Raw genomic sequence first — 22,907 nt, 5'->3', positions numbered from 1 at the left:
TTTGTGGAGTCGTCATAACGTCACATACCTCAAGGGGATATATGGGACGTCAAGTAAACGGCGATCAGCCCAGAAGTTGACGCGTCGCCTCTGTCACATCCGCTTGCCGCATCAGGCTTTCTCCGACGAGCAGGCCTTTGGCGCCAGCGGCCTTGAGCCGGACGACATCCGCATGCGTGGCGATACCGCTCTCGGCAATGGCGAATCGATCTGCCGGAATATTCGCCGCGAGGTTCTTGAAGGTCGAGAGAGACGTCTCGAATGTCGTGAGGTCGCGATTATTCACGCCAATCAATTTCGAGGGCAGGGCGAGGGCCCGCTCGAGCTCGGCCGCATCATGGGTTTCGATCAGGGCGGCCATGCCGAGATCCTGCGCCGCCTGAACCAGATCCAGCGCCAGCGCGTCGTCTACGCTGGCCATGATCACCAGGATCGCATCTGCGCCCAGCGCCCGCGATTGTTTGGCCTGCCAGACATCGAGCAGGAAGTCCTTACGAAGGGCGGGCAGGGACACAGCGCCACGCGCCTGAGCGAGATAGTCCGGATGTCCCTGAAAACTGGGTTGATCGGTTAGAACCGACAGGCAGGCCGCCCCGCCATCGGCATAGGCCTTGGCCAGAGATGCGGGATCAAAATCATCCCGTATCAGTCCCTTGGACGGGCTGGCTTTCTTGATTTCGGCAATCAGGGCGATGCCTGAGGCGCCGGCCTTGGCGGTCAATGCGCCTTCAAAATCGCGCGCCGGACCGCATGCGGCGATCATCTCGTCCAGGCGTGCATTGCTGAAAACCGCTTTCTCGGCGGCAATTTCATCGCGCTTGTAGGCCTCGATCTTGCGAAGCGCGTTCACGCTTCGCCTCGGGAAATCTGCGCCATCGTCTCCAGTGTTGCTTTTGCAGCGCCGCCATCAATGGCAGCAGCGGCCATCTGCGCACCGTCCTTCAGATTCCTGGCGAGCCCGGCGACGATGAGCGCTGCGGCCGCGTTCATGACGACGATATCGCGATAGGCCGACGGCTGGCCGTCCAGAAGGGCACGCAGGGCGGCTGCGTTTTCTTGCGGAGTGCCGCCGATCAGGTCTTCGATCACAGCCTGGGGCAGGCCGGCATCGGACGGCTGCAGCGTGAATTCGGTGATCTGGCCATTATCAAGCTCAACCACACGGGTTTCGCCGGTCGTGGTGATTTCATCCAGACCATCCGAACCATGCACCACCCAGGCAAATTCACAGCCCAGCGTGTGCAAGGCTTTTGCGACCGGCTCCTGCCAGCGGGCATCAAACACGCCCAGCAATTGACGTTTGGCTCCGGCGGGGTTCGCCATCGGCCCCAAAAGGTTGAAAATCGTCCGCGATCGCAGCGCTTTACGTGCGCCGCCGACATGGCGCACGGCGGAATGGTGCGCGGGCGCAAACAGGAAACCGGCACCGGCCTCCCTGACCGAACGCTCCACCTGATCAGGCGTCGCTTCCAGATTGATGCCCAGCGCGGCCAGAACTTCCGATGAGCCCGATTGGGACGATGCCGCGCGGTTGCCATGTTTGGCCACCTTTGCGCCGGCGCCCGCGGCGACAATCGCGGCCGCCGTGGAGATATTGTAGGTGCCCTTCGCATCGCCGCCTGTGCCGCAAGTATCGATGGCGCCGGCGGGGGCAGTGATCCCCTTCATCCGCTTGCGCAGCGCTCTGGCACCGATGGCGAGATCGTCAGGCGTTTCGCCGACAGCGGCGAGGCCAATGAGGAAGCCGCCGATCTCGGCTTCTCCGGCTTCGCCCTCCATCAACAGGTCAAAAGCCCCGGCAATGTCGTCCGCTTCAGGGTGTTCGCCGCGAGAGAGCGATTGCAGGCAGTTATGAAGCGCGCTCATCAGGCGATCTCCTTCACCGGCAGACCGGCCAGTGTCATGAAATTGGCGAGCACATCATGCCCGTATTGGGACGCAATGGATTCAGGATGAAACTGTACGCCGTGTAGCGGCCGCGATTTATGGCGCATGGCCATGTTTTCGCCGTCGGCGGTGCGGGCATTGATGATCATCCCGCTGTTATCAGGCAGGCCTGCCACGGCCAGAGAATGATAGCGCGCTACGCCAAACGGGCTGGGTAATCCGGCAAAAACGCCGCTTCCATCATGTGTGATATCGCTGGTTTTGCCGTGCATGATCGCCTTGGCCTGAACGGTCTGTCCGCCAAATATCTCGCCCATGCATTGATGGCCGAGGCAGACGCCAAGGATGGGCAGTTCATCCGGTGCAGTGCGCAGTATATCCATGCAGATTCCCGCGTCTTCGGGACGCCCCGGGCCCGGCGACAGGCAGATGGCGGCAGGCTTGAGCGCCAGCGCATCGGCCGCTGACATCACATCATTCCGGATGACATGGGTCTTCGCTCCCAATTCCTCGAAATAATGCACGAGGTTGAAGGTGAAGCTGTCATAATTGTCGATGATCAGCAGCATGAAGGCCGGTCCCGTTGGTTTGCGCGGTAATCTAGGCAAGCGCCTGCCGCGTGCAATGCTGCAATGCGGTAATTGCGGGTAAACGAGACGTTAACCGAAGCGGTGTGTGGGTTATGTCATGCGCAAGCGCACCCTTCATCCTTCGACGCCTCTGGTGTCCGGCCTGATCGCGGCTCTGGCCTTCATGGCGGGGGCGGCGGCATTCGAGTTTGGCCGCAGCACGGCAGAAGCGGAGACACGTGCGGTGGATTTCCCGGCGGAGTCCATAGCGATGGTGGCTCCATCCGTTGAAGCGCCGATAGCCGTGGTGGAGGAGGTTCAACCCGATCTGCGCCCGGTCGTCGCTCTTGTGATCGATGATGCCGGGATTGATCCGCAACTGACGCGCCGCACCATGGCGCTGAATGTCCCGCTGACCCTGTCATTTCTGCCGTATGCAGAAGCGACACCCGACCTGGCTCGGGCAGCGGCAGCCAATGGCCATGCTGTTTTCCTGCACATGCCGATGGAGCCTTTTGGCCTCGAAGACCCGGGGCCGGGGGCACTGACGCGTTATCTGCCGCCGGATGAAATGGCCCGCCGGGTGAATGCCGCGCTGGAACGTGTGCCGGGAGCCATCGGGCTGAACAATCATATGGGCAGTGCCTTTACCGCCGAGGCCGCGGCCATGCGCGCGGCCCTGACGCCACTTGCAGGCCGTGATCTGATCTTTCTCGATTCCCTGACTTCAGGCCGCAGCCGCGCCGGCAGAATTGCCGACGAGCTTGGGCTGATCTCCTATCGCCGCGATATATTCATCGATCACGATGCCGATGCGGTTACGGCTTCTCTGGATGCACTGGTCGCAGCGGCGCATCGAAACGGGCAGGCCATCGCCATCGGCCACCCGCGCACGGGCACGCTCGAAGCTCTGGAAAGCTGGCTTCAGGGCGAGGCGGCGCAATCGGTCCGTTTTGTGACCATGTCAGAATACGCCGAGGCAATCCGGGAATCAGCGGAACTGGCGGAAAGATCAGACGAAGCGGTGGGCCTGTTCGGCGGCGCGGAATAGGGCCTGCGCCTTGTTGATGCATTCCTGACGTTCCGCTTCCGGATCTGAATCGAGCACAATCCCGGCTCCCGCCTGAACATGCATCTGGCCGTCCTTGACCAGCGCAGTTCGAAGCGTGATCGCCATGTCCATATTGCCATCGGCGCTGAAATATCCGGCAGCGCCGGCATAATAACCGCGCCGGTACGGCTCGATTTCATCGAGTATCTGCATGGCCCGCACTTTTGGCGCGCCGGACACTGTGCCCGCCGGAAACCCGGCAAACAGGGCAGATATTGCGTCTTCGCCGTCAGCCAGCTCGCCTTCGACATTGGAGACAATGTGCATGACGTGGCTGTAGCGCTCGACGATTTCGCGTTCCGTGATGCGGATTGTACCCGCTTTTGCGACCCGGCCGACATCATTGCGGCCCAGATCCAGCAACATCATGTGCTCGGCGCGCTCCTTCGGGTCCGCCAGAAGATCAGCTTCCAGCGCCGCATCCTCGGCAGGGTCGGCGCCGCGTGGGCGTGTGCCGGCGATCGGACGGACTGTGACTCTGCCGTCGCGCAGGCGGACCAGAATTTCCGGGCTCGACCCCGTCACGGCATAACCGTCAAACTGGAAGTGGAACAGAAAGGGGGAGGGATTGAGCCGGCGCAACGCGCGGTAAAGCGCAAAGGCCGGCAGATCGAAGCCGGATGAAAAGCGCTGGCTGAGAACGCCCTGGAAAATATCCCCGGCTTTGATGTGCTGTTTGATCCGATCAACACTGGCGCGATAGGCGTCTGCATCGAAGGTGGAGACCGGCGCGATCGATTGCTCGGGACCCGTTCCGGAGGCAGGCAAAGGTGCATCGAGTTGGTCGAGCAGGCCTTGCAAGCGGTGCCGCACCTCATTTTCCGACGCGCCTGCAACCACCCGTCCATAAGCGGTGATTTCCTGTTTGAGGGCATCAAACACGATCACCACGCGCGGCCGGATCAGCCGGGCTTCCGGAATGCCCGCTGGATCATCGGCTTGCGTGTCGGGCAGGGGCTCGATCGCCCGGATCAGGTCATATCCGACATAGCCAAAGAGGCCGGATGCAATCGACGGAATACCGGCAAGTTCTGGAAGCTGTGCCTCCGAGATCAGATTCCGGAGCGACGCAACAGGGTCGCGGCCATCCGGTTTTGGCGCAAGGCCCGATTCCGGTTCCTGAAGAAAGGGCTGACCCTTTTCGACCGTCCAGATGAGGTCCGGATCCATGCCGATGGCCGAAAACCGCCCCCGAAAAGACCCGCCCTCAACGGATTCAAGCAGGAAAGCGTTCTTGCGGTCTCTTGCCAGTTTGAGAAAGGCAGCAACCGGCGTGGTCAGGTCATCAACCCGATTGACCGAGACCAGTCTGCCAGAAGAGCCCGCGAAGCCGGTCTGCGTCACTGGATTGCGTTAGGATCGACCACGCCCAGAGCCTGATCGCGCAGCTGCACATTGACGGCCGAACCATCATAGTCGAATTCGCGATAAAGGGCCGACACCAGGCTGGAATCGATATCCCGGCGATATCCCTGGTTCAGGAAGTCCTCGACCTGCGCCAGAACTTCCGGCTGCGGGATTTCGCCATCCCGCGCGGCATTGACGCGAAGCACCATGTGCGACCGGCCGGAACCCGTCCGGGTCGCTTCCATTTCACCGACATCAAGACCGAAGGCCAGGGACACAACCTGGCGGCTGAAATTATCCGCCGTCTGGTCCCGACGCAGGCTGGCCTGTTCGACGCGGAAATCCGGATTGGCGGCTGCGATGGCGTCGAGCGTCTGTCCGCTCTCCACGAGTTCAACAACCTCGTTGGCAAGTGCCTCGAGGCGGGAATCGATCTCCTGCAAACGCCAGACAGTTTCGGCATCATCGCGGGCCTCTTCCAGCGTCCGGACCCGTGGTTCTTCAACCACATCTACGCGCGCGGCAAAGAAATTGCCGTCGCCATATTCGGTCAGTTCGCCATCAATCAGGGTCGGGCTGGCAAAAATGGCCTCCAGAACATCCTGTTCTTGGAAGAAAACAAAGGCAAAGCGGCCATCATCATCACGGCCCTGATTGTCGACAGGTTGGTAGACCGCATAGGGCAGGTCCGCAGCCAGAGCGGATTCCTCGATGTTGAAGCCGCTACCCCGTGCCTCTTCATAAGCGCCAAGGTCTGCGTACAGGGCATCTTCAGCCGCGGCCCGGGCCAGCTCATCGCGGATTTCAGCACTCCGCTCTTCGAGTGTCGGAATGTCATCGTCCTGCGCCGCCTCGACGACGATGGCAAACCAGCTGCCAAACCGCGTTTCCACGGCAATCGTGTCGCCGGCGGCCATTTCAAACAGCGCATCTCGCACCTGTTCGTCCGGCACCTGATAGGATTGCCGGTCTTCCTGACGCGATGGCGGATTACCGCCAAGGTCAGCGGCAATCGCCGCCGGGTCTTCGTCATTACCCAGGCGTTCGGCCGCTTCACGGGCGGCGCTCTCATTATCGAAAGAAATCTGGGTGTAGGTACGGGTGGCGGGTGTGCCGATGGCGCCCACCTCAAGTTCATACTCGTATTGCTCGGCGATCTGCGTTTCATCGACGGTGACGTTGCCGAGATAATCTTCAATTCTCAGACGCATGATGGTGAATCCACGCCGCGCCGGCGTCGTGAAGAATTGCGGATTTTCGTCAATCGTCGTCTGGAGTTGCTCATCGGTCGGTTCGCCGATTTCACCCGCCGCAGACGGGGATATGATCAGCGCTTCCAGGTCCCGGGTTTCCGACAGATAGCGGGTCAGAATGGTGCGATAGACATCGGGCTGGCGAATGCCATCGAACAGCCCTTCGGTCAGCTGGCGCAAAACGATATCGTTCCGGATTTCTTCCTCGAACTGGTTTTCGCGCTGACCGGCACTGGCCAGATAATTTTGGTATCCGAGGCGGTCAAAACCGCCAGTGATCGGGTCGACGAACGCCTCAAACCCGATGATTTCGTTACGAACGGCTGCGTTGGAGGCGGAAATCCCCAGAGAGCGGGCCTGAGAGCGCAGCATGGCATCGAGCACCAGCTGGTTCAGAACGGTGTCGCCCAGACCGTCTGCACGGGCCTGCTCCTGCGTATAACTCGGGTTTTCTTCCCGCTCGCGCTGTACGGCGCGGTCGAAGTCCCGTGACAATTCGTAAACCGTCACGCGCTCATTGCCGACCGTGGTGACGGCGGTGCCCGGCGCTTGGAAGATGTCATTCACGCCCCAGAGCGCGAAGCTCACAATCATCAACCCGATGATGACGACGAAAATGGGGTTTTTAATGGCATTGCGAACGACAGAAAGCATTGACGAGAGCCCGATATTCTTGCGTGAGTGCCGGAAACTAGCGGCGGCGTTTACAGGCCGCAAGCGCGCCGTCATTGTCCGGTGCAACGGAATCAGACCGGAGGAGGGGTGAATGGCGCGCCGTATGCTGATCGCAGGCAATTGGAAAATGAATGGTTTACGCCAATCACTTGGATTTCTAGAGGAAATCCGTCCCGCAGCCCATTCCCGGCGCAATGTGGATGTTCTGCTAGCCCCGCCGGCGACGTTGATTGTCAGCGCTGCAGAAATCGCAGGGCCCGTTAAAATCGGCGGACAGGATTGTCATATTCACCCGTCCGGCGCGCACACCGGCGATATTTCAGCGGAAATGCTGCGCGATGCCGGGGCCAGTTATGTCATCGTCGGGCATTCCGAACGCCGGGCAGATCACGGCGAGAGCAGCGAGCTGGTCCGCGCGAAAGCAGAAGCGGCGCAGGCAGCGGGGCTGGTTCCCATGATTTGCGTGGGCGAAAGCGAATCCGACCGTCGTGAGGGGAAGGCCGAAGCGGTCGTGGGCGAGCAACTGCACCAGTCACTTCCAGGAAGCACGGCTTATGTTATCGCCTATGAGCCGGTCTGGGCGATTGGGACCGGATTGACAGCCTCGCTGGACGATATCGCGGCAATGCACGCCTTCATCCGCTCGAAGCTGCCAGACGGAGCGACGACGCAAATCCTGTATGGCGGATCGGTGAAACCGGCGAATGCGGCAGACATCCTGTCACTTAACGATGTGGACGGCGCGCTTGTGGGTGGCGCCAGCCTGAAAGCGGCAGATTTTGGTGCAATTATCGAGGCCGCCCCGTAAGATTCGAAACGTCGTCGTAAGCCGATATCAATCATTTTCCGGCATGAATTGAACTCGACTACCTATAGGGTTCGGGGTGAAATCAATGGCGGAAATGGATCTTCAGCGCGCGTCAGTCCTGCTTTTCGATCCCGTGCACGTAAATTTGCGCACCACGCGCTATGCACTGAATGAAATTGGATTTCGCTCCATTGAAGCCACCAGCGCCGTTGATGAGTTCCAGCGCCAGTTGCGCGACAATAGCTGGGACATGATCGTTGCCGAATGCTCGGCTCCCAAAGTTGATATATTCAAGTTGGTCCGCATGATCCGGCGCGGCGAGATGACGCCCAATCCCTATGCCGTGATTGCGTTGACGTCCTGGACGCGCGATGGCGCACACGTACGTCTGGCGATCGAGTCCGGCGCAGATGATGTCATTGTCCGCCCGTTCTCGACGCTATTTGCCGAAGAACGAATCCGGACAATGATCCGCAAGCGCAAGGCCTTTGTGGTCACCAGCGATTATGTCGGCCCGGACCGCCGATCCGGTGACCGGGCGGCGGAAGCCAATGACTCAGTGATCGTACCGAATACGCTTCAGGCGAAAGCCGATGGCGATGAAGAGCAATTGCGCGAGGCCTATATGGGCATTCGCGAAACAAAAAAGCAGATTGAAGGCGAACGGATCCGGCGTCTCGCCATGCGAATTGTTGTTACCACGGAATTACAATTTGATTCCAAGGCGGGGCCGGCGAAAGCCTTTGACCCCGCTGACATGATGAAGACAGCTCGCGAATTGCGTGATCAGCTGGAACAATGCGGACGGTATGATGCCGTGCAGGTGGCAGAGGCCCTGATTGATCACGCCCGTAACTTCCGCAATCCGGATGAGAGAAACGTCAAGAATTTCCGCCTGGCGAAAGAGTTGGCGATCGGGACCTATGCCGCTTATGCGAACGGTCAGTCACTGGAAAAAGCAGAGAATGAAATCTCGTCGACAGTGCAGGCTCTGCGAACGCGGCTGTCATCCGCCGCTCCGGGGAGTAGCGTTCAGGACTTGCCTGCGCTAAAAGCCGCCACCATGTAGACGGGGTTCCCGAAGAAGGCGGCGATTTTGCCATGATGACAGTACTTTTGATCATTCAGCTTCTGGTTTCGGCCGGGCTGGTAGGCGTGGTTCTGATGCAGCGCTCCGATGGTGGTGCGCTGGGCATTGGCGGCGGCGGTGGCGGCATGATGTCGAGCCGCGGCGCAGCGACCGTGCTGACCCGCTCGACCACCTTCCTCGGGGCTGCTTTCTTTGCCCTGTCGATTATATTGGCGATTGTGGCCGGCGTGGATGCACAGGGACGCAGCGTTTTCGACGAGGTTGAAGACGATGCTCAAACGCTTGATCTGACGATCGAGGAAGATACTTCGACGCCATCCCTGCCGGACGAACGCTAGTCTTTCACTGACATTTCCAATGAACTGACGGATGGCGCGCTTTCGCTGCGTCCGAATCTGGGTTATTCAGAATTCCCATGCCGCGATATATCTTCATCACTGGCGGCGTGGTCTCCTCGCTTGGAAAAGGCCTCGCCTCCGCCGCACTCGGTGCTTTGCTTCAGGCGCGTGGATATAAAGTCCGCCTGCGCAAGCTGGACCCCTATCTGAATGTCGATCCGGGAACCATGTCGCCTTACCAGCATGGTGAGGTGTATGTGACCGATGACGGGGCCGAGACCGATCTGGATCTGGGCCATTATGAGCGTTTTACCGGCGTCGCCGCTGCGCAAAGCGACAACATCACGACGGGCCGCATCTATTCGACCATTATCGAACGCGAACGCCGCGGCGATTATCTGGGCGCGACCGTGCAGGTGATTCCGCACGTCACCGACGCCATCAAGAATTTCGTGCTGTCGGACGCCGGCGACGTGGATTTCGTGCTGTGCGAGATCGGCGGCACCGTGGGCGATATCGAAGGCTTGCCCTTCTTTGAAGCCATCCGTCAGCTGGGCCAGGAGCTGGGCCGGGACAACGCCATATTCCTGCACGTTACCCTGCTGCCTTACATCAAGGTCGCCGGCGAGATGAAAACCAAGCCGACCCAGCACTCCGTCAAGGAATTGCGGTCCATTGGTATCCAGCCCGACATTCTTCTCTGCCGTTGTGAGCAACCGCTGGATCCCGGTGATCGCCGCAAGATAGCGCTCTTCTGCAACGTGCCGGAATCAGCCGTCATCGAAGGTCAGGACGCATCGTCATTGTATGATGTGCCGCTGGAATATCACGGCCAGGGCCTCGATAGCGAGGTTCTGAAGCGTTTCCGTATCGAGGACGCACCGGAGCCCGATCTGTCGCGCTGGGAAGCGATTTCCCGCACCATTCACGAGCCGGACGGCGAAGTCACAATCGGTGTTGTTGGAAAATATACCGGCCTTCTCGATGCCTATAAATCGCTCAACGAAGCCCTCACCCATGGCGGTATTGCCAATAATGTGAAGGTGAAGCTCAAATGGTTGGATTCCGCACAGTTCGATAACGCGGACACCTTCGCACCGCTGGAGAATGTTCATGGCATTCTCGTGCCGGGCGGATTTGGTGAGCGCGGCGCCGAGGGCAAGATTGCCGCAGTCCGCTTTGCGCGCGAACGCAAGATTCCGTATTTCGGAATTTGCTTTGGCATGCAGATGGCCGTGATCGAAGCGGCTCGCCATCTCGCCGGCCTCGAGAAAGCCAATTCCTCGGAGTTTGGCCCGACCGAAGAGCCCCTGATCGGCCTGATGACCGAGTGGACGCGCGGAAATGATATCGAGCGTCGCGGCAGCGATGATGATCTGGGTGGCTCGATGCGGCTGGGCGCCTACAAGGCGACGCTGAAAGAGGGGAGCCGGATTCACGAAATCTACGGCTCATCCCAGATCGAGGAACGTCACCGGCATCGTTATGAGGTCAATATCGCCTATCGCGAACAGCTGGAAGCCGCCGGGCTCAAATTTGCGGGCCTGTCACCTGATGGCGTTCTACCGGAAACGGTGGAGTTGGAAGACCATCCCTGGTTCATTGGCGTGCAATACCATCCGGAGCTGAAATCCCGCCCGTTTGAGCCGCACCCGCTTTTTGCCAGCTTCATCAAGGCCGCTGTCGAGCAAAGCCGGCTGGTCTGATTTTCATTCGGTTGCATCCAATTGCCGGAGCAGGTGCATCCCTGAACTGACGACGCGTGTCAGGACGGGAGAAGACCATGATGAAATACGCTTTCAGTGCCCTTGTTGCGATCGGGCTGGCGGGAACGGCCGCAGCGCAATCAGCCACCACCCAACGCTCGATAGACAACTTTCGCCATCTCGATGCGGGCGGAAATTTCGACATCCGTTTTGAACCGTCGGATGTCGCCAGCCTGCGATTTGAAGGCGATGTGGACGATATCGACGATATCGAAATCGATCTGCGGGGCGATACGCTGGAAATCCGGCAGGACCGCGGCGCACTGGGGTGGTTTGGCCGGCGGCGGCATTTGAACCTGACGGTCTATGTGAGCGGCCCGGGCGTCAGCTCCTTCGAATTCTCTCGCGGCATTGACGCAAATATCAGTGCGCTGGAGGGGGATGATATTGCGATCCGGGTCTCGACCGGTGCCGATGCGGAGTTTTCCGGCACCTGTGGGACGGCACGAATCAATGTGTCGACCGGCTCTGATCTCGACGGACGGGATTTGGCGTGTGGCACAATTCGCGCGAATGCCTCTACCGGTGCAACCGTCACAATTGATGCCCGCGACGAACTGGTGGCGAATGCCTCGACCGGCGCGGATATCCGGTCGATCACGCGGCCACAAAGCCTGAGCGTGCGGTCCAGCACCGGCGGAAATGTCCGCGCAGGCAGCCGTCGGTCGAATTAGCCGCAGTCCATGCACCAAGGCGGTTGCGTTCGCCGGTGAGTGAGGCTATACGCCCCGGTCTTCGCGGGGGTGTCCCTGCGTTACCTGTTCACTTAACGACCGGAGAGACCTATGGCGGTCCCCAAGAGAAAAACGACCCCGTCCAAGCGCGGGATGCGCCGCAGCCACCACAAGCTGGCTAATCCTTCCTACGTGGAAGATCAGGACTCTGGCGAATTGCGCCGTCCTCACCATATTGATCTGAAGACCGGCATGTATCGCGGCAAGCAAATTCTGGAGCCGAAGGAAGACTAGGGTCTTCTGAGGTTTCATTTGGAATTCGGATGAACGCGTGGGCTTGCGCCCGCGCGTTTTTCTTTTATGACGCGCCCGGACACTGACTTTGAACCCGGAGCGCTTCCATGACTGCAATCGTCGACATTATTGGCCGTGAAATTCTCGACAGCCGGGGTAATCCCACGGTCGAGGTCGATGTCGTCCTCGAAGATGGCAGCATGGGCCGTGCGGCTGTGCCGTCCGGCGCGTCAACCGGCGCACACGAAGCCGTCGAGATGCGCGATGGCGGCGAGCGCTATAATGGCAAAGGCGTCCAGAAGGCGGTTGAAGCGGTTGAATCCGAGATTTTCGACGCGATTGGCGGCATGGATGCCGAACAGCAGCGCGATATCGACGATACGCTGATTGCTCTGGACGGAACCGACAACAAGAGCCGTCTGGGCGCCAACGCGCTTCTGGGCGTGTCTCTGGCCACCGCCAAGGCCGCGGCGAACTCTCTGGCACTCCCGCTTTATCGCTATATCGGCGGCATCAATGCCCGCGTATTGCCGACGCCGATGATGAATATCGTCAATGGCGGCGCCCATGCGGACAACCCGATCGATTTCCAGGAATTCATGATCATGCCGATCGGCGCGCCCAGCTTCTCGGAGGGGCTGCGTCAGGGTGTCGAGATTTTCCACGCGCTGAAATCGCGCCTGAAGGCGGACGGCCACAATACCAATGTCGGGGATGAGGGTGGTTTTGCGCCCAATCTGAAAAGCGCCGAAGAAGCACTCGATTTTGTTATGGCGGCGATCGAGTCGGCCGGCTTCAAGCCGGGTGATGAAATCGGTCTGGCGCTGGATGTGGCTTCGACCGAATTCTACAAGGACGGCAAATACGTGCTCGAAGGCGCGGGCGTGACGCATGATGCCGAAGCCTTCGCAGCCTATCTCGCCAAGCTGGCCAATGACTATCCCATCATTTCCATCGAAGACGGCATGGCCGAAGATGATTGGGACGGTTGGGTCGCGCTGACCGAAGCGGTCAGCGGCAAGGCCCAGCTGGTCGGCGATGATCTGTTCGTGACCAATCCGGTGCGCCTGGCAAAGGGTATCGAAATGGGCGCGGCCTCCGCTGTGCTCGTGAAGGTCAACCAGATCGGCACCCTGTCTGAAACCATGGATGCGGTCGAAATGGCCCTGCGCTCTGGCTATGGCGCGGTGATGAGCCACCGTTCGGGCGAAACCGAAGACACCACCATCGCCGACCTCGCCGTGGCGCTGAACTGCGGTCAGATCAAGACCGGCTCCCTGGCGCGCTCGGACCGCACCGCGAAATACAACCAGCTGCTGCGCATTGAAGCACAGCTCGGCGCACAGGCGCTTTATGCCGGCGCGGATCCGATCGCAATGTAGGCGTTCGCTTTGGGATTATTCTGGTTTCTGACGATACTTTTCCTTTTCGTGTTTGCGGCCGGCACAAATCGCAATGGTCGCAAATAAGGGCAGGGGATGGCGCAGGCGTCATTCCCGCTTTGTTTGATACGTGAATGAGGTGAGTGTTCCAGGCGAGGAGCGCTCATGCTGGACTTCATATCGAATTATTGGTGGATGTTTGCGCTGCTGATCCTGCTCGGTGGTTCGGGTGGCCGAATCCGTAACCGCCACAAGGACGATTAATTCGATCCCCGTAACCCTTGATTCACCCTGTTGAGGTTCAATGCCTCATCAGAAAACGAGCCGGGATGAACCTGGCCGATTTCAGACTTGGTGAATGAGGTGGGCAGCCGGATGCAATCCCTGAAACGACTTTTTCCATCCATGCTGTTTGCCGCGATGATCGCCTATTTCGGCTATCACGCCCTCAATGGCGAACAGGGCGTTCTGAACTGGATCGTGGTCAAGAACCAGATCAACGAGGCCGAGATCGAGCTGGCCGAGGCCCGCGCCGAACGGGAAGCTCTGGAAGTGCGCGCCGCGCGGCTCCGCTCGGACAGTCTCGACCTCGACTATGTCGAGGAGCGCGCCACCGCCTTGCTGAATATCGCGCACCCGCGCGATTTTGTGGTGGACATAGAGACGCCGCGCGAGCGTTAAACACCCGTTCAAATCACGAAATTGCAGCTTGCCGTAAGCGGCAACTTCCTGTTATGGCCAAGCCAAAGATCAGGGAGTGTGGACTTTAGTTCACATACGAAAGAATGGCTGCAAAGAAATCTGCTGACCGGACGACCGACACCGCTGCAAAGCGGGCCAAGGGGCCAGAGGCCAAGGTCACCAAGAACGACCTTCTGACCTATTACCGCGACATGCTGATGATCCGCCGTTTCGAGGAGAAGGCGGGCCAGCTTTACGGCATGGGTCTGATTGCCGGTTTTTGCCACCTCTATATTGGCCAGGAAGCCGTTGTTGTCGGTGTGCAGGCAGCGCTCGACGAGGGCGATCAGGTCATCACGGGGTATCGCGACCACGGCCACATGCTGGCCACCGGCATGGATCCGAATGGCGTGATGGCCGAGCTGACCGGGCGCGAAGGCGGTTATTCACGCGGCAAGGGAGGCTCCATGCACATGTTCAGCCGCGACAAGCAGTTCTTCGGCGGTCATGGCATCGTCGGCGCTCAGGTCTCCATCGGCACCGGGCTGGCCTTCTCTGACAAGTACAAGAAGAACGGCAAGGTCTGCGCGACGTATTTCGGCGACGGCGCGGCCAATCAGGGCCAGGTCTATGAGAGCTTCAACATGGCCAAGCTCTGGGATCTGCCGGTGGTCTACATCATCGAGAACAACCAGTACGCCATGGGCACCTCGGTGAAACGCGCCTCATCCGAAACGCACCTGCACAAGCGTGGCGCGTCCTTTGGCATTCCCGGCATCGAAGTCGACGGCATGGACGTCATCGCCGTGCGGGAAGCCGCCGCGAAGGCGCGCAAGCATTGCATGGAGGGCAAGGGCCCGTTCATTCTGGAAATGAAGACCTATCGCTATCGTGGTCACTCCATGTCCGACCCGGCGAAATACCGGACCCGTGAAGAGGTCGACGATATCCGCTCGCACCACGACCCCATCGAGGGCGCGAAGGAACGCCTCCTGAAGGAGAAATTCGCCACTGACGACGATCTCAAGAAAATCGACAAGGACGTGAAGGCTATCGTCAACGCCTCGGCAGATTTCGCCAAGGAAAGCCCCGAGCCCGATCCGTCCGAACTCTACACCGACGTTTTGGTGGAGAGCTGATGACACCCGCTGAATTCCTCCATCTCTGGCACAAGGCCGTCCTCAGCAAGGATGCGGCGCTGTTGTCGTCCATCATTGCGGAGGGCTGCGAATTGCATTCGCCAGTCGTCTGGAAGCCGACGAGCGACAAGGCCTATCTCATTCACATCCTGCAAGGCGTTATCGATACGATTGATGACTTTGCCTATCGGGAGGAATGGGTGAAGGAGAACGGCATCATTCTGGAATTTACCGGCACGGTCGCTGGAAAAGGCCTCGTCGGGATCGACAAGATCACGCTCGGCGAAGATGGCCGTATGATCCGTATCGAAGTCCTAATCCGCCCCATGAATACCTATATCGAATTTGCCACCCGCATGCGCGAACACGCGCTGGCCTTCAAGAAGGAAATCGCCTGATGATGCCTCTGGAACTCTCCTATCTCGTATCCGCGATCGCCCTCTATTTCGTGATGATTGCGGTACAGGCTTTCCTGTCCAACATCGAAAACAAGCCGGCCGCCATGGCCGGCAGCCGCGATGGCATAACAGATAAGGGCGTCATGCTCGGCCGGGCGCGCCGCGCCAATGCCAACATGGTTGAATCCCTGATGATGTTCGTGCCGCTCGTCCTGGTCGCTTACGTCACCGATAATCTGAACGGCATGACCGAGCTTGGTGCCGGCCTGTTTCTCGCCGCGCGTATCGTCTATGCCCCGATCTACTGGTTCGGGATTCCTTGGCTGCGCACGCTCGTCTGGGCGGCCGGCCTGACGGGTATTGTCCTCATCTTCCTGCAAGTCCTGCCCTTTACCGGAGCCGCCTGATGCCAATTGAAGTTTTGATGCCAGCGCTCTCGCCGACGATGGAAGAGGGCAATCTTGCCAAATGGCTGGTGAAGGAAGGTGATACCGTCTCTTCCGGCGATCTTTTGGCCGAGATCGAGACCGACAAGGCCACGATGGAAGTCGAGGCCGTGGAAGAGGGCAAGGTCGGCAAATTACTCGTCGCCGAAGGCACGGAAGGCGTGAAGGTCAATGAGCCCATCGCGCTCCTGCTGGAGGAGGGCGAGGACGAGAGCGATCTGGATTCCTATTCGACGGATGGCGGCGGCGCCAAATCGGCCCAATCGGACGAAGAAGATGACTCTTCAGATTCAGACCAGGACGACGGCGAAGCCGAAGACGAAAGCGCCGACGCCGCCCCCGAGCCTGTGCGTCACGCTAAGCCGGCCGCGTCAGACCCCGAAATTCCCGATGGCACCGATATGGTCCCGACCACGGTGCGCGATGCCTTGCGCGATGCAATGGCCGAGGAAATGCGCCGTGACGACACGGTTTTCGTCGTTCATGACCTTCAACTTCGCCATGCAGGCGATCGACCACATCATCAACTCGGCCGCGAAGACCCTTTACATGTCCGGCGGCCAGATGGGCTGCCCGATGGTGTTCCGCGGCCCGAACGGCGCGGCGTCTCGCGTGGGCGCCCAGCACAGTCAGGACTATTCGGCCTGGTATGCGTCTGTGCCCGGCCTGAAAGTGATCGCGCCCTATGATGCGGCGGACGCCAAGGGGCTACTGAAAGCCGCCATCCGTGATCCGAACCCGGTCGTCTTCCTCGAACACGAGTATCTCGATGCGCCGCCTGCGCGCGTGCATCAAAAGGACGTGCCTCTGCCCTATGCCGGCAATCTCGAAAAACTCTCCCTGCCGGGCAAGGACGATGTCGTCCGCGCGGCGAAACAAGTCTGTTACGTGGACTGATGGCAGCGCCCACCAAACCCCGCAGCGGTGGCTGCCATTGTGGCGCGGTGCGCTTCACGGCTGATCTGCCGGACGAGATTGTCGCGCTGTCGTGCAATTGCTCGATCTGTGCGATGACGGGCTTCATCCATGTCATCGTCGAGCCGGAGCAATTCCATCTGGAAAAGGGCGAGGGCGCGCAAAGCGAGTACACCTTCAATACGCATCAGGCGAAGCATCTCTTCTGCCCGACCTGCGGGGTGAAGAGCTGGTATTATCCGCGCTCCCATCCGGGCAAGGTTTCGATCAATCTGCGCTGCTTCGACAGTGATCAGGGCATTTCCGGCCGGATCGTGGATTTTGACGGTGCCAACTGGGAAAAGAATGTGAACGAGATCAATCCGGAGATGAGCGCATGATCGCCGCCCTCTTTCTGTCGCAGGCATTGTCGCCGGCCTTTCCCGTCCTCGAGCCGGACACGATCTGCCGCGGCGACCGGGCCTGCCTGACGCGCGAAGCCGGGGCGCTGGACCGCTTGCAGGAGAGCTGGGCCGGGCAGCCGGAAGCGGCGCGCGCCCATTGCACTGCAAAAATCGTCGCCGGTGACATCGATCAATATGCAGGCCTGGAAGCCTGCCTCATTATTTACCGGGTGATGGGCGATCAGGGCGCGGATGAAATCACGCAAGCCGCGATCGACCTGACGCCCGCTTCCGCCGAGAGGAATTAGAATGCCGATAGAAATCCTCATGCCCGCCCTGTCGCCCACCATGGAAGAGGGCACGCTCTCCAAATGGCTGGTGAAGGAAGGCGATACGGTCAGCTCCGGTGACCTGCTGGCCGAAATCGAAACCGACAAGGCAACGATGGAAGTCGAAGCCGTCGATGAGGGCGTCGTTGGAAAAATCCTTGTTGATGAAGGCACGGATGGCGTGAAGGTGAATGCCGTCATCGCCCTGCTTCTGGAAGACGGCGAAGACAAGAGCGCGCTCAAGGATTACTCGCCCGAGGGCGGACCTGATGTGTCGTCTGACACGGCAGATGACGATGCCGGCGACAAGAAGACGGGAAAGGACGAAAAGTCCGCGAAACCGGAAAGCAAGGCGGACGATAAGCCTGCCGTAAAGTCACAGTCGTCCTCAAAAGACGATAAAAATGATGGCCGGATCAAGGCCTCGCCACTCGCCAAACGGATGGCCGAACAGGCGGGGATCGATCTCAAGGACGTCGACGGTTCCGGACCGAATGGTCGTATCGTCAAGCGCGATATTGAAAACTTTGACGGCAAGCCGGAACCGGTGAAATCAGAGGCGCCGAAAGCGGCTGCCCAGGATGCGCCGAAAGAGATCAGCGAGGATGCGCCTCTGGCGCGCTATGGCATTTCCGAAGATCGCTACACGGTCGAGAAAGCCGATGGCATCACAAAGATTTCGGCCAAACGTCTGACCGACAGCTTCCGCGATGTGCCGCACTTCCCGCTGACCGTGGATTGCGAACTGGATGCGCTGCTGGCTTTCCGCAAGCAGGTCAATGAGAAAGCCCCGGAGGGCGTGAAGGTCTCGGTCAATGACATATTGATCAAGGCGTCCGGGCTCGCGCTGAAGCGTGTGCCGGAAGCCAATTCTTCGTGGATCGAGGATGGCCGTATCGCCCGCCACAAGCATGCTGATGTCTCGGTGGCCGTGGCCATTGAGGGCGGTCTGATCACACCGATCATTTTTGACGCGGACGCCAAGGGCCTCGCACAAATCTCGACAGAAATGAAAGACCTCGCAACGCGCGCCAAAGACCGTAAGCTGAAGCCGGAAGAGTTCCAGGGCGGTACGTTCAGCCTGTCCAATCTGGGCATGATGGGGATCAAATCCTTTGCCTCCATCCTCAATCCGCCGCAGGGCATGATCCTGTCGGTGGGCGCGGGCGAGGAACGTCCGGTGGTCAAGGATGGCGCTCTGGCCAAAGCGACGGTGATGACGGTCACACTGACCTGCGACCACCGCGTTGTGGACGGCGCTACCGGAGCGAAGTGGATCTCGGCCTTCAAGGGCTTCATCGAAGACCCGATGACGATGCTGATGTGATGAAAACCAAAGTTTCCATCGCCGAAAAGCACACCCTGTTCGATGAGCGCTGGACGCCCAAAATCATCGCCGGGCTAGACAATTACGATGTGAAGATCGCCAAGGTCGAAGGCGAGTTCGTCTGGCACAAGCACGATGAAGAGGACGAATTCTTCCTCGTCACCAAAGGCCGGCTGAAGCTGGAGCTGGAGGGCCGCGATGACGTGGTTCTGGACGAAGGCGAAATCTATGTTGTCCCGGCCGGCCTCCAACATCGCCCCGTCGCCTTGCCTTACGCCGAGATCATGATGATCGAGCGCAAGGGCGTCCTGAATACCGGTGATGCCGGGCATGAGCGGGCGGTGGTTGCGAAACGATTATGAGTGTTCCGTCATCCCCCGATTTATTCGGGGGATCTGAAACTCTCTCAGATTGCCCGGACAAGCCGGGCAATGACGGGAGAAAAGTCAGCGGCTACATACCAAACGTCTCCAGCGCCGCTTTCGCAATCGGCTCGCCCCATTCCTGAACAAAATGGCCGCCATCGGCGATTTCCATGGGCTCGGGGCATCCCTTGATCAGTTTCTGTAGCGCGCGCATGGCGGGCGGGCCTAGCACTGGATCCTGCATGCCAATTGCCATGAAGGTGTCGCCGGACCAGTCCTGGTTCCAGAATTTTGCGGCCTTCAGATTGGTGTCCACGCCTTCCATGTCCGGCGAGACTTGCACCAGCATCGGGAACCGCCGTACGCCACCCATATAGGACGGGTCGGGGAAGGGGGCCTGATAGGCTGCCACTTCTGTATCGTCGAGAATGGGCGTGGCGCGCTTCATCAGATCGCCGACATTGAACTCCGGATTGGTCGCGACATAGTCGCGCCAGGCCATGAAGCCCGGCCCGGGATCCTTGCCGACCCCCAGTCCGGTATTCATGACCAGAAGGCGCGTGAAGCGATCCGGATAGTCCATCGGCACGGACAAGCCCAGCAAGCCGCCCCAGTCCTGACAGACCAGACAGACATCCTTGAGGTCCATGTATTCGATGAAGGCTTTCAGGGAATTGCGATGAAAGTGGAAGGTATAGTCCTCATCCTTCACCGGCTTGTCAGACCGGCCAAAGCCGAAAAAGTCCGGCGCCACCACCCGGTAGCCCGCGTCGAGAAACACCGGCATCATCTTGCGATAGAGATAGGCCCAGCTCGGCTCGCCATGCAGGCACAGGAAGACGGGTGCATCTTTCGGACCCTCATCCACATAATGCATGCGCAGGCCCTCATATCCCGGCAGATCCTCGATATAATGGGGGTCGTAATGCCAGTCCTTCAGATTGGCGAACCGGTCGTCCGGCGTGCGAAGTGCATCGATTGTCATCTGGGTCTCCCTCGGGTTTGAGTGCACCTTGGGCAAACAATACCCGGCTGCAAACCCGGTTTGCGGTTGAAGCATTGATTTTTCTGTGACCAACCGCCAAACCGGGCACTGAATTTACGCAGGAGTTTCAAGGCATGGCGGACGCATTCGACCTCATCGTGATCGGTAGTGGACCGGGCGGTTATGTCACCGCCATTCGCGCGGCTCAGCTGGGCATGAAAACCGCCATCATCGAACGCGACAAGCTGGGCGGTATCTGCCTAAACTGGGGCTGTATCCCGACAAAGGCTCTGCTGCGAACCTCCGAAGTTTATCATCTGATGCACCGTGCAGATGAGTTCGGCCTGTCGGCCAAGGATATCAGCTTTGACATCAAGAAAGTGGTCGAGCGCTCGCGCAAGGTTGCGGGCCAGCTTTCCGGTGGCATCGGCCATCTGATGAAGAAGAACAAGATTACGGTCATCGAAGGGACGGCGCGGCTGGAGAAGGGATCGTCCGCCCCCAAAGTCATCGTCAAGGCGAAAGACGGCAAGGACGCATCCTATCAGGCCAAGCATGTCGTGCTGGCCACCGGCGCGCGCGCCCGAACCGTCCCGCAGGCCGGACTGGAGCCGGACGGCAAACATATCTGGACCTATCGCGAAGCCATGGTGCCGGAGGAGATGCCGAAATCCCTGCTGGTGATCGGATCGGGCGCGATCGGCATCGAGTTCGCCAGCTTCTACAAGACGATGGGCGCTGATGTGACCGTGGTCGAGATGATGGACCGTGTCTTGCCCGTCGAGGATGAGGAAATCTCCGCCTTTGCGGCCAAGCAGTTCAAGAAGCAGGGGATGAAGCTCATCACCGGCGCGCAGGTCGAGAAACTCGACAAGGACGCGAAATCAGTGAAAGCCACGGTGAAGACCAAAGACGGCAAGAGCCAGACGATCGAGGTCGAAAAAGTCATTCTCGCCATCGGAATCACCGGCAATGTCGAGGGCCTTGGTCTCGAAGACCTCGGCGTCAAGATTGAACGCGGCCATGTCGTCATCGACGGATATGGCGCGACCGGTGTCAAAGGACTTTATGCCATTGGCGATATCGCCGGACCGCCCTGGCTCGCGCACAAGGCCAGCCATGAAGGCATTATCTGCGTTGAAAAAATCGCGGGCAAAAACCCGCATGCCATGGACACCTCCAACATTCCCGGCTGCACCTATTGTCATCCGCAGATCGCTTCGGTCGGCCTGACGGAAGCCAAGGCCAAGGACGCCGGTCACGACGTGAAAGTCGGCCGCTTTCCGTTTGTCGGTAATGGCAAGGCCATCGCGCTCGGTGAGGATCAGGGCCTCATCAAGACCGTGTTCGATGCCAAGACAGGCGAGCTTCTCGGCGCGCACATGGTCGGCGCAGAAGTCACGGAGCTCATTCAGGGCTTTATGGTCGGCAAGGTGCTGGAAACCACTGAACAGGAATTGATGCACGCCATCTTCCCGCACCCTACGCTCTCGGAAATGATGCATGAGAGCGTGCTCGATGCCTATGGCCGCGTGATTCACATCTAGATCGCCTGAAGGGAGGGCAACATGGCTTACGAAACAGGTATCGGTGCCAGCCATTTGACATTCGGTTCTCTGTTCCGGATCTTCTTCTGGAACAGCCTTTCTTTCTGGATGCTGTTCGGTACGCTGATGGCTTTCCTGTCGTTGGCCGGCATGGACACGGTCAGCTGGAATGGCCAGCCGGTCCATGGTGTCGGAGGCTTCATCACCGGCCTGCTCATCTCGTTGATTGCCGGCGGCATATTCTCCGCCCTTGGCGCTGTGCTGTCGGCTCTGATCGTCAAACTGGTGGGCAGATTCCTGCCTCTCGGAAATCTGCGTTCCAGCAAGCAGAGCTTTTCCAACGTCTCGACCGTTTTCAGCGACGACAACTGAGACCTGCATCCGATCCGTGTATTTCCTGCATCATTCTTCCAAAGGGCCGGATTGCGGCCATAATGGGAGCCTGATCATGAAAGCCATTCTTTGCCTTGCCGCTTCGACCTTTGCTCTGACCGCTTGCAGCTATTCTGCAAGTGGACCGGCAAGCAACCGATCCATTGACCGCGCCGGCCTTGTCGCTGCCGGAGACATCGATGCTACCGGGAGTGCCGAATACGCCGGCATGTTCGTCGATGCCGGCGGCAATATCGATCGGGATCTGTCGCTTGCCGGCGCCAATGTCGTTTCGGACGCCCGCGTCGGCGGTGACCTCAGCATGGAAGGTGCCCGCATCCGGTTCACCGGCCGCGTAGACGGCAATACGGAAGTTGCCGGCGCAACCATGTATCTCAACGGCTATTTCGGTGGCCGCATGGAGGTCATGGGCGCGCGGGCCACGATTGACGGCGACGTATTGGGCGAACTGGAAGCCATCGGTGCCCGCTTCAATCTTCAAGGCCGGTTTGCATCCCCCGTCCGCGTTGTCGGTGGCGGACGTGAAGGCCGCAATGGCCGCATCGTTATATCCGGTGCGTTAGAGCAGGGCGGCTATATCTGTGCCAGCCAGGTTGATATTCGTCGCAATGCTCAAATCTCCGGCCCCTTGACGATCATCGCTGAAGATCGTCCGGACTGGGATGGCAGCTATGATTTCGAGGCTCTGAACGGGCGTGACTGCGAACATCTTTCACGCGGATAAAGCGAAAGCCGGTTGCATCAAACGCAAAAAACAACAAGATTGCCCGCTGGAAGGGGCTCTCTTTTAATCCCTGAGGGAGCT

General features: G+C 59.4%; 25 protein-coding genes and 1 pseudogene. 20 read left to right on the top strand and 6 right to left on the bottom strand.

Translation table 11 applies throughout. The features are described 5' to 3' along the window. Window positions 1–64: 64 nt before the first annotated feature. From trpC to P0D52_RS06775, 3 genes are read right to left on the bottom strand one after another with little or no spacing between them, the layout of a single operon-like run. Complete coding sequence (gene trpC / locus P0D52_RS06785; protein ID WP_394694662.1) at window positions 65–850, bottom strand: indole-3-glycerol phosphate synthase TrpC; 786 nt, start codon at window positions 848–850, stop codon at window positions 65–67. After that, complete coding sequence (trpD, locus tag P0D52_RS06780) at window positions 847–1,866, bottom strand: anthranilate phosphoribosyltransferase (RefSeq protein WP_394694661.1); 1,020 nt, start codon at window positions 1,864–1,866, stop codon at window positions 847–849. The genes trpC and trpD overlap by 4 nt, the downstream gene beginning before the upstream one ends. Beyond that, window positions 1,866–2,456: an anthranilate synthase component II gene (locus P0D52_RS06775; protein ID WP_394694660.1), complete on the bottom strand. Its 591-nt coding sequence runs from the start codon at window positions 2,454–2,456 to the stop codon at window positions 1,866–1,868. Before P0D52_RS06775 ends, trpD begins: the two co-directional genes overlap by 1 nt. A gap of 118 nt (window positions 2,457–2,574) precedes the next feature. On the opposite strand from P0D52_RS06775, the gene P0D52_RS06770 reads away from it, so the two are divergent. Next, the gene (locus tag P0D52_RS06770; RefSeq protein ID WP_394694659.1) at window positions 2,575–3,507 is read left to right on the top strand and encodes a divergent polysaccharide deacetylase family protein; all 933 of its coding nucleotides are present in this window, start codon (window positions 2,575–2,577) and stop codon (window positions 3,505–3,507) included. Here the strand turns inward: P0D52_RS06770 and trpE are convergent. Both trpE and P0D52_RS06760 read right to left on the bottom strand, forming a co-directional pair. After that, window positions 3,469–4,911, bottom strand: coding sequence for an anthranilate synthase component I (gene trpE / locus P0D52_RS06765; RefSeq protein WP_394694658.1), 1,443 nt, complete (start codon window positions 4,909–4,911; stop codon window positions 3,469–3,471). The two genes, P0D52_RS06770 and trpE, sit on opposite strands and share 39 nt — an antisense overlap. Beyond that, window positions 4,908–6,821: a SurA N-terminal domain-containing protein gene (locus tag P0D52_RS06760; protein ID WP_394694657.1), complete on the bottom strand. Its 1,914-nt coding sequence runs from the start codon at window positions 6,819–6,821 to the stop codon at window positions 4,908–4,910. Before P0D52_RS06760 ends, trpE begins: the two co-directional genes overlap by 4 nt. Window positions 6,822–6,933: 112 nt before the next feature. On the opposite strand from P0D52_RS06760, the gene tpiA reads away from it, so the two are divergent. From tpiA to P0D52_RS06680, 16 genes and pseudogenes are all read left to right on the top strand, one after another. Continuing rightward, window positions 6,934–7,650, top strand: coding sequence for a triose-phosphate isomerase (tpiA, locus tag P0D52_RS06755; RefSeq protein WP_394694656.1), 717 nt, complete (start codon window positions 6,934–6,936; stop codon window positions 7,648–7,650). Between the two features lie 85 nt (window positions 7,651–7,735). Beyond that, window positions 7,736–8,719, top strand: a complete 984-nt coding sequence (locus tag P0D52_RS06750; RefSeq protein ID WP_394694655.1) for a PleD family two-component system response regulator — start codon at window positions 7,736–7,738, stop codon at window positions 8,717–8,719. Window positions 8,720–8,751: 32 nt separating this feature from the next. Further along, window positions 8,752–9,078, top strand: coding sequence for a preprotein translocase subunit SecG (gene secG, locus P0D52_RS06745; protein ID WP_394694654.1), 327 nt, complete (start codon window positions 8,752–8,754; stop codon window positions 9,076–9,078). Between the two features lie 77 nt (window positions 9,079–9,155). Next, the gene (locus tag P0D52_RS06740; RefSeq protein WP_394694653.1) at window positions 9,156–10,784 is read left to right on the top strand and encodes a CTP synthase; all 1,629 of its coding nucleotides are present in this window, start codon (window positions 9,156–9,158) and stop codon (window positions 10,782–10,784) included. A gap of 77 nt (window positions 10,785–10,861) precedes the next feature. Further along, a complete protein-coding gene (locus tag P0D52_RS06735) occupies window positions 10,862–11,518 on the top strand; it encodes a GIN domain-containing protein (RefSeq protein WP_394694652.1) in 657 nt (218 codons plus the stop codon). A gap of 111 nt (window positions 11,519–11,629) precedes the next feature. After that, complete coding sequence (rpmF, locus tag P0D52_RS06730; RefSeq protein ID WP_394694651.1) at window positions 11,630–11,812, top strand: 50S ribosomal protein L32; 183 nt, start codon at window positions 11,630–11,632, stop codon at window positions 11,810–11,812. Between the two features lie 107 nt (window positions 11,813–11,919). Then, window positions 11,920–13,194 carry a phosphopyruvate hydratase gene (gene eno / locus P0D52_RS06725; RefSeq protein WP_394694650.1) on the top strand — a complete coding sequence of 425 codons (1,275 nt, stop codon included), beginning with the start codon at window positions 11,920–11,922 and terminating at the stop codon, window positions 13,192–13,194. Between the two features lie 375 nt (window positions 13,195–13,569). Continuing rightward, on the top strand, window positions 13,570–13,875 hold the full coding sequence (locus tag P0D52_RS06720) for a septum formation initiator family protein (protein ID WP_394694649.1): 306 nt from the start codon (window positions 13,570–13,572) through the stop codon (window positions 13,873–13,875). Between the two features lie 104 nt (window positions 13,876–13,979). After that, entirely contained in the window at window positions 13,980–15,014 is a 1,035-nt protein-coding gene (pdhA, locus tag P0D52_RS06715) for a pyruvate dehydrogenase (acetyl-transferring) E1 component subunit alpha (RefSeq protein WP_394694648.1), read from the top strand. After that, a complete protein-coding gene (locus P0D52_RS06710) occupies window positions 15,014–15,412 on the top strand; it encodes a nuclear transport factor 2 family protein (RefSeq protein ID WP_394694647.1) in 399 nt (132 codons plus the stop codon). The genes pdhA and P0D52_RS06710 overlap by 1 nt, the downstream gene beginning before the upstream one ends. Next, on the top strand, window positions 15,412–15,819 hold the full coding sequence (locus tag P0D52_RS06705; RefSeq protein ID WP_394694646.1) for an MAPEG family protein: 408 nt from the start codon (window positions 15,412–15,414) through the stop codon (window positions 15,817–15,819). The genes P0D52_RS06710 and P0D52_RS06705 overlap by 1 nt, the downstream gene beginning before the upstream one ends. After that, window positions 15,819–16,755 (top strand): annotated as a pseudogene (locus tag P0D52_RS06700) (biotin/lipoyl-containing protein). The gene P0D52_RS06705 and the pseudogene P0D52_RS06700 overlap by 1 nt, the downstream one beginning before the upstream one ends. Continuing rightward, complete coding sequence (locus P0D52_RS06695) at window positions 16,755–17,153, top strand: GFA family protein (protein WP_394694645.1); 399 nt, start codon at window positions 16,755–16,757, stop codon at window positions 17,151–17,153. Before P0D52_RS06700 ends, P0D52_RS06695 begins: the two are co-directional and overlap by 1 nt. Beyond that, on the top strand, window positions 17,150–17,464 hold the full coding sequence (locus P0D52_RS06690; protein ID WP_394694644.1) for a hypothetical protein: 315 nt from the start codon (window positions 17,150–17,152) through the stop codon (window positions 17,462–17,464). The genes P0D52_RS06695 and P0D52_RS06690 overlap by 4 nt, the downstream gene beginning before the upstream one ends. 1 nt (window position 17,465) lies before the next feature. After that, window positions 17,466–18,812 (top strand): pyruvate dehydrogenase complex dihydrolipoamide acetyltransferase, encoded by a 1,347-nt coding sequence (locus P0D52_RS06685; protein WP_394694643.1) that lies wholly within the window; start codon window positions 17,466–17,468, stop codon window positions 18,810–18,812. Then, window positions 18,812–19,174, top strand: coding sequence for a cupin domain-containing protein (locus tag P0D52_RS06680; protein WP_394694642.1), 363 nt, complete (start codon window positions 18,812–18,814; stop codon window positions 19,172–19,174). Before P0D52_RS06685 ends, P0D52_RS06680 begins: the two co-directional genes overlap by 1 nt. Window positions 19,175–19,265: 91 nt before the next feature. On the opposite strand, the gene P0D52_RS06675 is transcribed toward P0D52_RS06680, so the two are convergent. Then, window positions 19,266–20,162 (bottom strand): haloalkane dehalogenase, encoded by an 897-nt coding sequence (locus P0D52_RS06675; protein ID WP_394694641.1) that lies wholly within the window; start codon window positions 20,160–20,162, stop codon window positions 19,266–19,268. Window positions 20,163–20,296: 134 nt separating this feature from the next. Between P0D52_RS06675 and lpdA the strand changes: the two genes are divergently transcribed. The 3 genes from lpdA (at window position 20,297) to P0D52_RS06660 (ending at window position 22,826) form a co-directional block, all read left to right on the top strand. Beyond that, entirely contained in the window at window positions 20,297–21,709 is a 1,413-nt protein-coding gene (gene lpdA, locus P0D52_RS06670) for a dihydrolipoyl dehydrogenase (RefSeq protein WP_394694640.1), read from the top strand. 21 nt (window positions 21,710–21,730) lie between these two features. Then, window positions 21,731–22,081: a hypothetical protein gene (locus P0D52_RS06665; RefSeq protein WP_394694639.1), complete on the top strand. Its 351-nt coding sequence runs from the start codon at window positions 21,731–21,733 to the stop codon at window positions 22,079–22,081. Window positions 22,082–22,157: 76 nt separating this feature from the next. Continuing rightward, window positions 22,158–22,826: a hypothetical protein gene (locus tag P0D52_RS06660; RefSeq protein WP_394694638.1), complete on the top strand. Its 669-nt coding sequence runs from the start codon at window positions 22,158–22,160 to the stop codon at window positions 22,824–22,826. The last annotated feature ends 81 nt before the right edge of the window (window positions 22,827–22,907 follow it).

The sequence above is a fragment of the Hyphobacterium sp. genome, from assembly GCF_043584775.1.
Classification (GTDB): Bacteria; Pseudomonadota; Alphaproteobacteria; order Caulobacterales; family Maricaulaceae; genus Hyphobacterium.
The sequence above is the reverse complement of the archived record's forward strand: the minus strand, read 5'-3'. Positions and strand labels throughout refer to the sequence as shown.